The following is a 14371-nucleotide window of genomic DNA, read 5'->3' on the forward strand; positions in this document are numbered from 1 at the left end:
ATAGTACATCCGTATGGGTTGTATTTACCAACCTATCGGACTCATCTGCCCTGATGGTTGTATTTGCCAACCGGCACTGACGCTGGCACTCCCGACCTGACGGACCGATCGCGAGACAAGACGAGAAGGACCGCACGGACCATGACCGCATCCCACCGGGCCGCACACGCCAATCCCACGGCTGCGAAGACCGCCAGCGCGAAGGCCGCCGCCGTGAAGGCTGCTGCTGTGAAGGCCGCCGGGCAGGGCGCCCCGGGCCTGGGGCACAGCCTCCGGCACCTCGCCGTGCACCTGCTCACCCCGCTGCTGATGTGCCTGGGCATGGCCCTCGCCTACCAGGGCGCCTTCCACCAGCCCGAGCCGCACCACCTCAAGGTCGCCGTGGTCGGCACCACGCCGCAGGCCCAGGTGCTGGCCCAGACCGTCAAGGACCGGGCCGGCGACGCCCTCGACGTCACCACGCTGCCCGACCGGCAGAGCGCCGAGCAGCAGCTCCGCGACCGGAACCTGGCCGGGGCGTTCCTGCCGAGCTCCAGGCACCCCGAACTGCTGGTCGCCAAGGCCGGCTCCGACACCTCGGCGATGGCCGCGGAGGCCGTGTTCCAGACCGTCGCGGCCCACCAGGGCGCACCGCTGGCCGTCACCGACGTGGTACCGCTCACCGCCGGTGACCCGACCGGTCAGGGGATCTTCTTCCTGCTGGTCGCGCTGAGCATCGGCTCGTACGGCAGCGTGGCCGTGATCGGCGCGGCGGGCTCGGCGGTGGCCATGTGGGTGCGGGCGCTGGTCGGCCTGGCGACCTCGCTGGTCGTCAGCGTGATCGGGATCGCCACCGCGGGCCCGCTGTTCCACATCGTCGACCACCACCGCGTCGCCGTCTGGGCGCTCGGCTGGCTGTACTCGGCGGGCATCATCGCGATCGGCACCGGCCTGCACACCTTCCTCAAGCGCTGGACCACGCTGACCCTGATGGTGCTCTTCGTGATGCTCAACTTCACCACGTCCGGCGGTATTTACCGGCCCGAGCTGCAGAACGGCTTCTTCGGCGCGCTGCACGCCTTCTGGAACGGCGCCGGTTTCGTGGAGGGCGCCCGCAGCATCCTCTACTTCGACGGCGGTGCCGGGCTCGGCGGGCGGGTGCTCTCGCTGGTGCTGTGGTTCGTCGCGGGCCTGGCCGCGCTGGCCGTCGCGGGCCGGTACGAGAGGCGGCGCGCCCTGCCGACCGAGGTCGCGGCGGCCCGGGTGCCGCTGGAGCGGGCCGAGGCGGCCGAGGCGAGCGAGGCGGACGAGGAGGAGATGGCGGAGGCCGTCGGAGTCTGAGCCGTGTCCGGCCCGGCCGGGGAGTGCGGTCAGTCGCGCTCCCCGGCCGGGTGCTCCCGGTGGAGCGGGAGGCGGGCGACCAGCAGGGCGCCGCGGGGGGAGGGCGCGGCGGTGAGAGTGCCCCGGTGGTGGGTGGCGATGTCGCGGGCGATGGCGAGGCCGAGGCCGGTGCCTCCGTGGTCGCGGCTGCGGGCGTCGTCGAGCCGGGTGAAGCGCTCGAAGACGCGGTCGCGGTCGGCGTCCGGGATACCGGGGCCGTCGTCGCGCACCTCCAGTACGGCGGTGCCGCCGGGGTCGGTGCGCAGGGTGAGCCGGACCTGCTGCTCGGCGTGGCGCTGGGCGTTGTCCAGCAGGTTGGTGAGCAGCCGGGTGAGCCAGCTGCGGTTGCCGGTCACGGTGATGTCCGGCTGGAGCTCGGTGTGGACCGGGATCCGGTCGCCGTGGCGGGCGGCCACGGTGGCCCGGCAGAGTTCGGTCAGATCCAGGGAGTGGGTCTTGACCGGGTCCGCGGCGTCCATCCTGGCGAGCATCAGCAGGTCGGAGGCCAGGTCCTGGAGGCGGACGGTGTCCTCGAGCGCGTCCTTGACCAGGTCGGGCCAGAGCTCCGGGGCGGGGTGGGCCATGGCGACCTCGAGCTGGGTGCGCAGCACGGTGATCGGGCTGCGGAGCTCGTGCGAGGCGTCCGCGATGAACTGGCGCTGCCGGGCGCCCGCCTCCTCCAGCCGGTCCAGGGTGGAGTTCATGGTGCGGGCCAGGCGCGCGATCTCGTCCTCGGCGGCCGGGACCGGGACCCGGCGGTGCAGCCGGTGCTCGGTGATGTCGGCGACCTCGGCGCGGATCGCCTCCACCGGGCGCAGCGCCCGGCCGGTGACCCACCAGGTGACCCAGGCGACGGTGCCGAGCAGCAGCGGCAGGCCGACGGTGAGCGCGGCCTTGGTGATGTCCTTGGCGGCGTCGGCCTGGCGCAGCGAGGTGCCGGCGTAGATGGTGAGCGGGCCGGTGGGTGTCCGGGTGGTGACGGCGACCATGCGCTGGTCGTGGTCGTCGTCCACCGGGCTGCCGGACCAGGTGGTGCGCAGGGTGCCGGAGGCCGGACGGAGATTGGCCACGGGGGGCCGGCCGGCCAGGTTCTGGCTGGCGGCCACCACCCGGCCGTTGGCGTCCACGGCCTGGATGAAGTCGGCGCCGTGGGCCAGTGGCACCAGGTCGGGCAGTCGGCCCTGGGCCGCCAACTGGGCGACGGTGTCGGCCTGTTGGACGGAGGCGCGCTCGGCGTCGGCGCTCAGGTTGGCGTGCAGGATGGCGAGCAGGGCGAGGGCGCCCGCCCCGAGGGCGACCGCGACGACCGCGGTCGCGCCGACGGTGGCCCTGGCCCGTACGGAGGCCGGCCACAGGCGGCGCAGGGCGCGCGGGAGGAGGGGGTGCGGGCGGGGGAGACGGGGAGGACGGATCCTGGGCACGGCGGTCAACCCCGTACGTTCCGGCACTGCGCGGAGCGGGGCACGGCGGCGGGGCCGAACCGGCGGGGCTCAGCCACCGTCGGCCGCCAGGCGGTAGCCGGCACCGCGGACGGTCTCCAGGGCCGAGCGTCCGAAGGCCGTGTCGATCTTGCGGCGGACGGCACTGACGTGCACCTCCACCAGGTTGAGGTCCGCCTCGAAGGCCGAGTCCCAGACCTGGTCCAGGATCTCGCGCTTGGGCACCACCTCCCCGGCCCGTCGGGCCAGGTACTCCAGTACCGCGAACTCCCGTGCGGTGAGCCGTACTTCGGTGTCGGCCCGGGTGCAGGAGCGGCGCGCCGGGTCGATCACCAGGTCGCCGAGGGCGAGCGTCCGCGGCAGGCGGCGGCCGGTACGGCGGTGCAGGGCGCGCAGCCGGGCGACCAGGACCACGTACGAGAACGGCTTGGAGAGGTAGTCGTCGGCGCCGGTGTCCAGCGCCTCCGCCTCGTCGTACTCGCCGTCCTTGGCGGTGAGCATCAGGATCGGCGTCTCGTTACCGGCCGCGCGCAGCCGGGCGCAGACCCGGTAGCCGTTGAGGCCGGGCAGCATGATGTCGAGCACGATCACGTCGTAGTCGCGCTCTATGGCCAGCCACAGTCCCTGGTGCCCGTCATGGGCGGTGTCCACGGTGAAGCCCTCGGCCTGCAGCCCCCGTTGCAGGGCCTGGGCCAGCCGTTTCTCGTCCTCTACCACCAGTACGCGCACGGGGTCCAGGGTCGCACACCGGTTCTGCCGAGGCTGAAGCGGTCTTCAGCGCGCTTCAGGTTGACTTCAGGAACGCGTGGCCATGCTGAGCTGCTGCCCACTGCCGCCCTGCGCCCGGCGCCGGGCGGCCCCTGAGCCCCCCGGTGCACCGCACCGGGAGGATCCACCCGGCCCGCCACACCCCGGAGCGGCCTTTCGTCGCTGCGGCGGGCCGGGTGCGTACACCCCCGGGCCGTGCCCTCACCGCTGCGAGCCGGGTGGGCGCGGCGGCACCCGCGAGGTGCCCGGCGTTCGCGCGAGGTGCCCGGCCGCCGTCGTGGCCCCGGCCGGCGGCCGAGGGTCGGGGTGAAGCGGGGCGGACTCAGCCCTGGAGGGAGTCCAGGAACTCGCGGACGGCCCTGCCGAAGCCCACCGGGTCGCCGCTGTGGACGAAGTGGTCGGTTTCCAGGGAGGCCAGCCGGGTGCGGGGCCGGCGTTCGGCCATGGCGTGCGCCAACTCGCCGTCCACGCAGGGCGGTCGGGTGCCGCAGACCAGCAGGGCCGGGCAGTCGCTGCCGAGCCACTCCGCCCAGTGGTCGCCGTGCACCTGCTCCTCGGAGGAGACCGTGTCCTGCGGGTGGAAGGGCAACTGCCAGCTGCCATCCGGGAGTTCACGCAGATACTCGCCGATCATCGGCCCCGCCACCGGGCCGAGCGCTTCGAGCAGCGCCTCACGGGTCGGCGCCGTGTAGGGCCAGCCGAGTACGAAGGCGAGCGGGCTCGGTCCCCCGGTCGGGATGGCGGCCGCGCCCTCCTCGTTGATCAGCGCGCTGACCAGGTGCGGATGGCGGGCGGCGAGCTGGTAGGCGGTGATGGCGCCGCCCGAGTGGCCGAGCGCCGGGACCGGCCCGAGGCCGAGGTGTTCGAGCAGGGCGACGACGTCCGCTATGTAGCCCTCACGGGAGTAGTCCGCCGCCCGGTCCGAGTCGCCGTGGCCGCGCAGGTCGGGGGCGATGATCCGCCACTGCGGCGCCATGTCGCGGGCCAGGGCGGCGAAGGTCATGCCCTCCGACAGGTGGCCGTGCAGGGCGAGCAGCGGGCGGCCCGGACCGCCGAAGTCGAGGTAGGAGAGCCGGCGGCCCGCGAGGTCCAGCCCGGCGCGTACGGGGTCGGTCGGCTTCGGTGCTACGGCGTGGCTCATGGCTTCCCCTCGGTTCGGTGTCCGTTCCCGGCGACATCGCAACCGTAGCGAGGATTTGGGCAAATGCGCAATGCATTCGCCTAAGACGAGCGTCTAAGGCTTTCGCGCGACCCTCCGGCTATCATCCGGGCCATGGGAAACCGTGAGGATCTGCTCGCCGGGGCCAAGCAGTGCCTGCAGGACAAGGGCTACGCGCGCACGACCGTCCGCGACATCGCATCGGCCGCCGGGGTCAGCATGGCCGCCATCGGCTACCACTTCGGCTCCCGGGAGGAGCTGCTGAACGCCGCCCTGCTCCAGGCCATCGACGAGTGGGGCGTGGAGATCGGCCGCGCCGTGGCCGGGGCCGTGGACCCGGACGCCACGTCGGCCGAGCAGTACGAGGCCATGTGGACCCAGGCCATCCGGACCTTCGACAGCCACCGCTCGCTCTGGGTCGCGAGCGTCGAGGCCTTCGTGCAGGCCGAGCGCTCGCCCGGGCTGCGCCGGCAGATCGCGGCCGGCCAGGCCGAGGGCCGGCGGGGTGTGACCGCGGGGCTGCTGGGCACCCCCGAGGAGGCAGTTCCGGAGGCCTCGACGCGCACGCTCGGGGCGGTCCAGATGGCCCTGCTCTCGGGGGTCATGATGCAGTCGCTCACCGACCCGGACGGTGCGCCGTCCGCCGCGGAGATCGTGGCGGGCCTGCGCGGCCTGATCGCCGTCCTCGACCGGGAGCCGGGCGGCCACGAATCCTGATTGACCGTCAGATGTGTTGGTGATGCGCCCGATCCGGTCCTGCGCCGGTCATACGGCCCACCCGCCGTGCCCGAGCCGAGGCAGGCCGATGGTTCCCGGCCGACCCTGAGTGAGTTTCAGCCAGCCGTCCGACTGCGGGAGGGGAGCGACTCAGCCCTGCGAGGGAGTCGGAGACCGAGGTGCGGGAGGTAGACAGTAGGTGTCCGAAGGGACGGTCCGCCGCACCTTGGGCGGCGGACCACGGCCGGTGGGCGACCCCGGCCAGAAACGGGAGGGAACATGGCTGGCATGCGGTTAGGGCACGGACTGCGCGGGGTGGGCGTGCGCGCGGCGATCGGGGTGCTGGCGGGCGCGACCGTCGTCGGAGTGGTCGCTCCCACGGCGCTGGCGGCGACGCCCGCACCCGCGCAGCTGTCGGCGGCACCGGCGAACCCGGCCCTGGATCAGGAGCTTCAGGCCGCGCTGGACGGAGCGGTGGCGGGTCAGGGCAACAGCGCCGCGCTGGCCGCGGTCCGGGTGGACGGCCGTACCGCCTGGAAGGGCTCGGCGGGCGTGGCCGACCTGGCGACCGGCGCTCCGGTGAACGCCGACGGCGGTTTCCGGATCGGCAGCGTCACCAAGACCTTCGTCGCGACGGTGGTGCTCCAACTGGTCGGTGAGCACAGGGTGGTCCTCGACGATCCGATCGAGCGCTACCTTCCCGGCGTGGTCCCGAACGGCGAGCACATCACCGTCCGCCAGCTCCTCAACCACACCAGCGGGATCTACAACTACCTCCAGGACCCGCGCCTGGCCGTGACCTCCGCGGACGACATGTGGAAGTGGCGCAAGGACTACCAGCCACGGGGAATAGTGGACATCGCCACCTCCCACGCCCCCAACTTCGAACCCGGCACCAAGTGGTCCTACTCCAACACCAACTACATCCTGGCCGGGATGCTGATCCAGCAGGTCACCGGCCACAGTTGGGCGGAGGAGGTCGAACACCGGATCATCCGCCCGCTCGGCCTGCACCACACCTCGATGCCCGACACGTCGACGGCCATCCCCGGCCCGCACGCCCACGGGTACTTCAAGACGCCCTCCGGCCCGGTGGACGTCACCGTGATGAACCCCTCGATCGCCTTCTCGGCCGGAGCCGGGATCTCCACCACCGCCGACCTCGCCAGGTTCAACGCGGCGCTGCTCGGCGGCCGGCTGCTGCGCCCGGCCGAGCTCGTCGAGATGAAGAGGACCGTCCAGGCCGCCCCCGGCTTCGACTACGGCCTCGGCCTGTTCCGGGTCCACAGCACCTGCGGTGAGCTGTGGGGCCACGACGGCGGTACGCCGGGCTTCGACACGGTCGTCTTCGGCGATCCGCAGGCACGGCACCAGATCGTCGTCTCGTACAACCCGTACGACCCGGCGGGTGCGGCGTCCGCCGGGAAGTCCATCAACAACCTGGTGAACCTCGGTGCCTGCGGGGTGCCGCTCCCGTCGGCACCGGCCACGGGGCAGCAGCCGCCCGGGCAGGGTCAGTAGCGTCCGTCCGTCCGGAGCCGGTGCGGTCGCGGAGCCGGAGCCCCGTCCCCTCCGGCGGTTGCCGGGGGGACGGGGCGCTCCGCCGCCCGGTCAGGCCGGCGGCAGGCCGAGCGCGGTACGGGCCTCGCCGACCAGGCGGAGTGAGCCGATGACCACCACCAGGCCACCGGGGCCGGTGAGTTCGGCGGCCCGGCGCAGCGCCGAGGCGGCGTCCGGCGCGATGACGGACGTCGCACGCCGGTCCGGGACGAGACCGGCCCGCAGGGTGTGCGGGTCCGCCGCCCCGGCCGCCCCGGTGCGGGTGAGGACCAGGGGCCAGTGCTCGGGCAGCGGCGCGAGCATGCCGTTCGCGTCCTTGTCCCGCATCGCGGCGAAGACCAGCGCGGTGGGCCTGGTCCCGCTCTCCCCCTCGCCGCCCGCCAGGCGCAGGATCTCCGGGGCGACGGTGGCCACGCCCTGGGGATTGGTGGCGCCGTCGAGCAGTACCCGGCCCGTCCAGCCGTCCAGCCTTGCCTCGGCGACGAGTTCGAGGCGGCCGGGCCAGCGGGTGGCGGCCAGGGCCGTGCGCAGCCGGTCGTCGTCGAGGTCCGGGATGTGCCCCCGGTCGGCCATCGCGTCCACCGCGGCCACCGCCACCGCCAGGTTGTGGTGCTGGTGCGCGCCCGGCAGCGGGCAGGGCAGGCCGCGGTGCACGGCGCGGGGGGTGGTGACGTCGACGAGCATGTCTGACTGCTCGTCAGATTCGTTGCCTGCCGGGCGGGCTGTGTACCGGACCTCGTGGTCCATGCGCCACACGGACAGGCCCGTCCGCCCGGCCAGCACCCGTTCGGCGGCCGCGGCGGCCTCCGGTGGAATCCGGCCCAGGACGACGTGCTCGCCGTCGCGCACCACGCCGACCTTGGACTCCGCGATCAGCGCCAGCGAGTCGCCCAGCAGCTCGGTGTGGTCGAGCGCGATCCCGGTGACCACCTTGACGTCGAAGTCGAGGAACCTGGCCGCCGCCCAGCGTCCGCCGATGCTCGCCTCGGCGACCGCCAGCTCCACCCCGGCCCGCCGGAAGTGCGCCGCGGCGGTCGCCGAGCACATCCCCGAAGCGGACACGGGCAGTTGGTGCCGGTCGATCGCCTCGCAGACCTCCGTGAACGCCGCCGTGTACTGCTCGCGGGTGACCGGAACGCCGTCCACCCGGACCCGCTCCCGGGGCTCCTGCAGGTGCGGGCTCGGCATGCTGCCCGCGCGCGCACCGGTCGAGGTCAGCGCCGACACCGCGAACGCACTGGTCGAGCCCTTGCCGTTGGTCCCGACCACCATCATTCCGCGTAGCCGGCGCTCCGGGTGGCCGAGTGCCTCGAGCAGTGCCGGAAGGTTCCCGAACAGTGCCCCCCGCTCCTCGGGCCGGTAGCCGTAGAGCCTCGCGAGGCGGTCCGCGCAGTCCTGGTAGTCCACGAGGAGCAATCATGGCACCAACGGGGGAAGGACGGACCGGATTCTCCGCTTCCCCTGGCCTTTCCGGTTCCGGGTTCCCGATGCGGTAACTCGCCTCGGACGAAGCCGTCATGACCGACTGTCGGACCGGAGAGGCCGACCGGGAACCGCCTGCTCCTCTCCCTGCCGCTGCCCCTGCTCTTCTCCCCGCCCCTGCCCCCGCTCCTGGCGCAGAGCGCGGATGGGCTTCGAGGCCATCCCCACCACCCCGGCCGCGCACACGGCGGTCGCACACAGCGCCGTCGCGGTGACGGCACCGGCCGAGTCGGCGAGAGCGCCGAGCGCGTTGTTGGCCAGCACCAGCGCGAGGCTCTGGACGAGCGTCAGCAGCGCCTGCACCCTGCTCAGATGGGTGGCCGGGACGTTGGCCAGGACCAGCGGGGAGAGGTGGCAGGCGAACATCCCGGAGCCCGCGCCGACGGCGATCCCTCCGGCCACCGCGACGGCGGCGGTCGGAGCCGTGGCCAGCACCGCGGTGCCCAGCGCCGCCCCGCACAGGCCGATCGCCGCGCCCACTCCCACCCGGTTCACGCCGCCGCGCCGCGCGACCACCAGCGCCACGGTGAGTGTGCCGAGGCTCAGACCGCCGGCGACCAGGCCCGTGGCGCCCGCGCCCCACCCGCGCTCCCTGGCCAGCAACGGGTTCAGCAGCGAGGCCACCGGCAGCAGGAACCCGGCGGCCACCGCCGTGAGCAGCAGAGCCGGCCGCAGGACTGGGTCCTTGACGGCGAGCCGCACCCCGTCGGCGGCCGCCGCGAGCAGTCTCCCCTCCCGGACCGGAGGTTCGGCCCCGGCGGCGGGCCGCACCCGCAGGAGCACCACGAGGACGAGCGCGAACGTCGCGGCGTCCACGGCGGCGGCGCCAGCCAGCCCGGCGGCCGAGACCAGTACGGCGCCGAGCGGTGCCCCGAGCAGCGAGGCGAGCTGGCCGCCGGCCTGCCGCGCGGCCAGTGCCCGGGGCAGCTGCGGTTTCGCCACCAGGCGGGCGGGCATGGACCCGCTGGCCGGGAGGTAGAACGCGTCGACCGTGCCGACCACGGCGGCGACCGCCAGCAGCAGCCACGGCGACGGCCCGAGGCGCAGGCCCGCCAGCGCCAGCACCACCGTCACCGCGAGCATCACGGCATCCCCGGCGATCATCACCCGCCGGGCACCGAACCGGTCGCCGACCGCCCCGCCGAGCAGCAGGAGCACCGTACGCGGGAGGGTGATGCCGGTCAGCACCAGCGCGCCCGTGCCACCGCCGTGGGCACTGGCCGCCCACCCGAGCGCGAAGTACAGGACCGCGTCCCCCACCAGCGAGGCCCGGGTACCGGCCAGCCAGACGAGATACGCACGAGGAAGTCCCGCCCGGCCCGCAACGGTCCGGGCGGTGTCATCAGTCGCCATGGCCGCCGACCGTAGGGCCCTCGACCTGCTTGAGGGCAAACGCTCCGGCCCCCGGGGCGGACCGCCCGGTGGGTCGTCCTCAGTGCGGTGCGGCCGCCGGCGGCAGGACCAGGAGGGCGTTGCCGACCGCGCGTTCCCCCGCCGGGTCGGAGGGACGGCCGACCAGGCCGGTACCGGCGGCGTACATGGCGGAGGAGCCGCCGCCGTCGAGGTTCATGGCCTCGGTGGCGCCGAGGGCGTGCAGGACCCTGGCCTCCTCGTCCAGGGAGAGGCCCTGGCTGTAGCCGGGCTCCCGGCCGTCGGCCTGGAGCAGGATGATCCGGCCGGCGCGGTCGGTGCCGATGGCGGTGCGCGGGTTGCGGCGGATCCCCCAGCCGTAGAAGTAGGACGGATCGCCGGGGTGGACCAGGCCGTCGGCGACCGGGCGGATGTCCTGGGCGCCCCGGGTGAGCAGCTTGGGGCCGCCCGCGATCACGTAGTCGTCCGGGCCGAACCCGACCTGTCGGCCCCGGCCGTCGGTCACCGTGGTCTCCAGGGCCAGGCGGCCGCCCACCGGGAGGCTTCCGGTGAGCCAGGCGGCCTCGGTGCCGATCGACTGGACGACGGTGTCACCGGCCGGGACCGGCCTGCCGTCGCGCGGGCCGACGGAGACCACGGTCCCGGCGGGGTCGAGGACCGCCTGGGCGCCGGGACCGGCCGGGGGAGCGGAACCGTACTCGGGGGTGAGCACCACGGTCTCGTCCGGTTTGGTGCAGGTGACGTCCATCAGGGGCGCGGCGGTGGGCCGGTCGCCCGCCTGGCCGCAGTTGGGGATCAGGCCGGGGGAGCGGTTGAGGCCCGCGACGGCGTGGTCGCCGTCCGGCGTGCGGAGCCGGATGGCGGTGCTGAGCTCGGCGAACTCGATCCGCCTGCCGCCGTCGCGCAGGATCGCGGCGATCCGGCCGTCGGTCGCCTCGTGCAGCAGCCTCCCGTGCTCGACCACGGCACCGATCGGCTGGCCGGGCACCCCGGCGGCCGGATCCATGACGAAGTAGCCGCCGTTGACCGCGGCCAACGCGCCCCCCTCGGCCGCGAGCCGGGAGGTGGTCCGGCGCCCGGTCTGGCCGTCGCCGTGGGACTCCTCGATCCGGCCCGCGAACCGGTGCGGATCGATCACCAGCTCGTGCAGCACCCAGGGTCCGCTGGTCTGGGTCCGCTCGCCGCCGGTGAACATGCCGACGCCCTTGAAGCCCAGTCGCTTCAGCTTCCTGGCGGCCGCGCTCGCGGCCGCCTGGTCGCGGTAGCGGCCGAGCCGGACCGTGAAGCCCTGCGAGCCGGCCGGGAGGTCCCGGTAGGCCGGGTTCCGCTCCTCGACCACCTCGGGCCGGTAGCCGGCCGCGGTCAGCCGGGCGGCGACGGCGGTGGCCGCGGCCTTGCTACCGAGGACCGAGGACGGGGCGTCCGGGTCGGGCGAGGGCGGCAGTTCACCGGCAGGGATCGCCACGTCCACCGTCCAGTGGTCGCCCGGCGCGACCCGCCCCCGGACGATCGTGGTCAGGGTCACCCCGTCGGCCAGTTTCCGGGTGCTGCGGGTCTCCGGCAGGTCCTTCGACCCCAGCGGCAGGCCCGCCGCCCGGTCGGCCCGCGCCGCGTCCGCCACCGGCCCGGCCTGCGCCGTGCCCATGGTGAACGGTGCGACGGCCATGAGCAGTCCGGCGAGTGCCGCCGCGCGCGGTCGGATCCGTACGGCCATGTCCTCCCCCTTCCCGTGACGCTCCGAAGCTCCGGTGATGCTCCGAAGCTCCGGTGACGCCTAGGTGACGGTCGGCCGGGGCCCTCGCCACGGCCTGACCGCAGCCTGACAACCGGCCGGTTCCGTGCGCCACCGCGCGGGGGTGAACGGGACACCAGCGTTGGGTGTCCACCGCCCGTACACCGGGTCAGGCGCCCGTGGCGGGCCGCCGGATCACGAACACCGCGATCAGCACGGCGAGTACGGCGAAGACCAGCCCCGCGGTGAAGGCGCTCGCGATGCCGTGCGCCAGGACCTGCTGGGCGTACGGTGCGGGCAGCCGGCCGCTCGCCCGGAACTGCGCCAGCTGCGCCGCGGTGCCGTGGTCGGACAGCCGGACGAGCTGCCGGGCGGCCTCGTGGCGGCTCGCCGCGCCGTACACGGTCACCAGGATGGACAGGCCGAGCGAACCGCCGATCTGCTGCGTGGCGTTGAGGGTGCCGGTGGCCGCCCCGGTCTCGTGCGGGGCCACTCCGGAGACGGCGGTCAGCATGGTCGGGACGAAGAGCGAGCCCATGCCGAGGCCGAAGAGCAGCGTCGGGCCGAGCACGCCCCCTGCGTAGCCGCTGACCGTGGAGGTGTGGGTGAGCCAGAACAGCCCGCCCGTCACCAGCAGCGCGCCGGTGACCTGGAACGGCTTCGCGCCGAACCGCACCTGGTTGCGGGCCGCGATCTGCGCGGCGGCGACGATGGACACGCTGATCGGCAGGAAGGCGAAACCCGCCCGGAGCGGACTGAAGTCCAGCACGTTCTGCACGAACAGGGTGATGAAGAAGAACACGCTGAACATCGCGCCGGCCAGGCAGAGCATCATCGCGTAACTGCCGGACCGGTTGCGGTCGCGGAACAGGTGCAGTGGAGTGATCGGCTGGGCGGTGCGCCGCTCGTGCAGCAGGAAGTACGGCAGCAGGACCAGCGCGGTGGCGAACGCGGCGAGGGTCCAGCCGTCGGTCCAGCCGTGCTCGGAGGCGCGGATGAAGCCGAACACCAGGGAGCCCGTGCCCAGGGTCGCGGTGCACGCGCCGAGGAGGTCGAAGCGGCCGGGACGCCGGGCGGACTCGTTGATGTAGAGCGGGGCCAGCAGGGCGACGGCGAGGGCGATCGGCACGTTGACGAAGAACACCCACCGCCAGGACAGCCAGGTGGTGAGCATCCCGCCGGCCAGCACCCCGATCGCGCCGCCGCCCGCCGCGACCGCCGAGTACACCCCGAAGGCGCGGTTGCGGGCCCGTCCCTCGGCGAAGTTGGTGGCGATCAGTGCGAGCGCGGTGGGCGAGGCGATGGCGCCGCCCACCCCCTGCAGCGAGCGCGCCGCCAGCAGCCAGGTGGCGGAACCGGCCACGCCGCCGAGCAGCGAGGCGAGGCCGAAGAGCAGGACACCGACGACGAACATCCGGCGGCGGCCGAGGATGTCCCCGGCCCGGCCGCCGAGCAGCAGCAGGCCGCCGAAGGTCAGTGTGTAGGCGTTGACCACCCAGGAGAGGCCCGCGGTGGAGAAGGCCAGGGCCTGCTGGATGTGCGGCAGCGCGATGTTCACGATGGTGATGTCGAGCACCGCCATCAGCTGGGCGGCGGCGATCACGGTGAGGGTGATCCCCGGGTGCCGACCGCGTCTCGCGCGTGCGGGCGGAGCCTGGGCCAGGTCGGCTGAAGAGGCCATGGCGTTCCCCTGGGGGCTGGGAGTGAACGACGCCGTTCACTTGAACCGAGGCTAGCCGTCCGGGGCGTCGGGGGCACAACGGCGAGGCCGCTCTCCACCGGCACCGGCCCGTTGAGCGGGAACTCGTTCCGGCCGCACCGCGCGCCTCGCCGCCGGTCGTCCCACCGCGGCCCGTCGGCGTGGGGCTACGACCGGGTGATCGACAGTGAGTGGCAGGTCCAGAAGAGCGGTCCGTTGTCCCGGGGGGCCGGGCGGGGGTGGTAAGTGCCGTCGCTCACCGAGAGGTTTACGATCAGATAGGCGTGCCAGGAATTCCCGACCCCGCGTCCGTCGGCGAAGACGAGCGCGCCGTTGACGTACCAGAGGACCGATCGCGCGCCGAGCACCACCCGCAGGTCCAGGGTGGCCCCGGGGGCGACCGCGCCGGTGGGGTCGTTCCAGTAGCTGTGGCCGCCCCGGACGTTGTTGGAGAGCTCCAGCATGCCGGGGTGGTCCGGGTGGTACTCGAAGAAGTCCACCTCGTTGCCGCCGTTGCGCCAGGTCCAGATCGCGGGCCAGGCGCCGAGCCCGGTCGGCAGGGTGACCCGGGCGTCCAGGACGTCACCGGTGCGGAGCTGGAAGGCGTCCGGACTGCCCTCGGTGGTCAGCAGGTCGCAGTCCCACAGGCCGTCGGTCCGGCGGGTGGCGGTGAACCGCCCGCCGGGGCAGTAGTGGTTGTTCAGGTGGTCCAGCTTGTGGTCGCTCCGGTTGGTCGGGCCCGACTGCGGATAGGCGCTGGTGCGCCCGGCGGCCCACTGCCGGGTCGAGCCGAAGTCGGCCTGGAACACCACCTGGCCTCTGACAGGCTCGACCGTCTCCGGCGGGGTCTCGCTCCGCCCGGACCACCGGAGCCACCGCTGCCGCCACCACGCCTGAACTGTTCGCCAGAGCCGCATGGTTGTCACCTCCCGTGAATGACAGCTCACACGGCGTGGTGTACCCCCTCCGGCGGAGTCGATGCGGAGCCCTCAGGTCCGGCGGGTGGCCGGGCGGCGTGCGGCGGGAGGTGGGCTCCGCACGGGAGGCGCGGCCGACCGGCAGTGCGCGCCCGACCTGCGGTGCGC

At 73.9% G+C, this 14371-nt stretch carries 11 protein-coding genes; 3 read left to right on the forward strand and 8 right to left on the reverse strand.

From position 1 onward, the window contains the following. The first annotated feature begins 141 nt into the window (after window positions 1–141). Complete coding sequence (locus tag ACSMTC_RS30860; RefSeq protein ID WP_436563019.1) at window positions 142–1320, forward strand: hypothetical protein; 1179 nt, start codon at window positions 142–144, stop codon at window positions 1318–1320. 29 nt (window positions 1321–1349) lie between these two features. On the opposite strand, the gene ACSMTC_RS30865 is transcribed toward ACSMTC_RS30860, so the two are convergent. The 3 genes from ACSMTC_RS30865 to ACSMTC_RS30875 form a co-directional block, all read right to left on the reverse strand. Beyond that, on the reverse strand, window positions 1350–2723 hold the full coding sequence (locus tag ACSMTC_RS30865; RefSeq protein WP_436564857.1) for a sensor histidine kinase: 1374 nt from the start codon (window positions 2721–2723) through the stop codon (window positions 1350–1352). A 126-nt stretch (window positions 2724–2849) separates the two neighbouring features. After that, window positions 2850–3527 (reverse strand): response regulator transcription factor, encoded by a 678-nt coding sequence (locus ACSMTC_RS30870; RefSeq protein WP_436563020.1) that lies wholly within the window; start codon window positions 3525–3527, stop codon window positions 2850–2852. A gap of 361 nt (window positions 3528–3888) precedes the next feature. Next, on the reverse strand, window positions 3889–4707 hold the full coding sequence (locus tag ACSMTC_RS30875; RefSeq protein WP_436563021.1) for an alpha/beta fold hydrolase: 819 nt from the start codon (window positions 4705–4707) through the stop codon (window positions 3889–3891). A gap of 132 nt (window positions 4708–4839) precedes the next feature. Here ACSMTC_RS30875 and ACSMTC_RS30880 point away from each other — a divergent pair, with 132 nt between their 5' ends. After that, window positions 4840–5442 carry a TetR/AcrR family transcriptional regulator gene (locus ACSMTC_RS30880; protein WP_436563022.1) on the forward strand — a complete coding sequence of 201 codons (603 nt, stop codon included), beginning with the start codon at window positions 4840–4842 and terminating at the stop codon, window positions 5440–5442. A 288-nt stretch (window positions 5443–5730) separates the two neighbouring features. Then, complete coding sequence (locus ACSMTC_RS30885; protein ID WP_436563023.1) at window positions 5731–6963, forward strand: serine hydrolase domain-containing protein; 1233 nt, start codon at window positions 5731–5733, stop codon at window positions 6961–6963. Window positions 6964–7053: 90 nt separating this feature from the next. Here the strand turns inward: ACSMTC_RS30885 and ACSMTC_RS30890 are convergent, their stop codons facing one another. The 5 genes from ACSMTC_RS30890 to ACSMTC_RS30910 form a co-directional block, all read right to left on the reverse strand. After that, entirely contained in the window at window positions 7054–8409 is a 1356-nt protein-coding gene (locus ACSMTC_RS30890) for a bifunctional folylpolyglutamate synthase/dihydrofolate synthase (RefSeq protein ID WP_436563024.1), read from the reverse strand. A 108-nt stretch (window positions 8410–8517) separates the two neighbouring features. Then, complete coding sequence (locus ACSMTC_RS30895; RefSeq protein ID WP_436563025.1) at window positions 8518–9837, reverse strand: MFS transporter; 1320 nt, start codon at window positions 9835–9837, stop codon at window positions 8518–8520. Between the two features lie 79 nt (window positions 9838–9916). Continuing rightward, the gene (locus ACSMTC_RS30900) at window positions 9917–11569 is read right to left on the reverse strand and encodes a phosphodiester glycosidase family protein (protein ID WP_436563026.1); all 1653 of its coding nucleotides are present in this window, start codon (window positions 11567–11569) and stop codon (window positions 9917–9919) included. 187 nt (window positions 11570–11756) lie between these two features. Then, a complete protein-coding gene (locus ACSMTC_RS30905) occupies window positions 11757–13268 on the reverse strand; it encodes an MFS transporter (RefSeq protein ID WP_436563027.1) in 1512 nt (503 codons plus the stop codon). A gap of 185 nt (window positions 13269–13453) precedes the next feature. Further along, window positions 13454–14203: a beta-glucanase gene (locus ACSMTC_RS30910; protein WP_436563028.1), complete on the reverse strand. Its 750-nt coding sequence runs from the start codon at window positions 14201–14203 to the stop codon at window positions 13454–13456. Window positions 14204–14371 lie beyond the last annotated feature (168 nt).

Source organism: Kitasatospora sp. HPM-01-4, from assembly GCF_051374625.1.
Taxonomy (GTDB): Bacteria; Actinomycetota; Actinomycetes; order Streptomycetales; family Streptomycetaceae; genus Kitasatospora.

Bases quoted from the DNA above. Each gene is read 5' to 3' on its own strand.
- ACSMTC_RS30910 (WP_436563028.1), bottom strand. From the start codon at position 14,203: ATGCGGCTCTGGCGAACAGTTCAGGCGTGGTGGCGGCAGCGGTGGCTC.
- ACSMTC_RS30905 (WP_436563027.1), bottom strand. From the start codon at position 13,268: ATGGCCTCTTCAGCCGACCTGGCCCAGGCTCCGCCCGCACGCGCGAGA.
- ACSMTC_RS30885 (WP_436563023.1), top strand. From the start codon at position 5,731: ATGCGGTTAGGGCACGGACTGCGCGGGGTGGGCGTGCGCGCGGCGATC.
- ACSMTC_RS30880 (WP_436563022.1), top strand. From the start codon at position 4,840: ATGGGAAACCGTGAGGATCTGCTCGCCGGGGCCAAGCAGTGCCTGCAG.
- ACSMTC_RS30875 (WP_436563021.1), bottom strand. From the start codon at position 4,707: ATGAGCCACGCCGTAGCACCGAAGCCGACCGACCCCGTACGCGCCGGG.
- ACSMTC_RS30860 (WP_436563019.1), top strand. From the start codon at position 142: ATGACCGCATCCCACCGGGCCGCACACGCCAATCCCACGGCTGCGAAG.
- ACSMTC_RS30900 (WP_436563026.1), bottom strand. From the start codon at position 11,569: ATGGCCGTACGGATCCGACCGCGCGCGGCGGCACTCGCCGGACTGCTC.
- ACSMTC_RS30895 (WP_436563025.1), bottom strand. From the start codon at position 9,837: ATGGCGACTGATGACACCGCCCGGACCGTTGCGGGCCGGGCGGGACTT.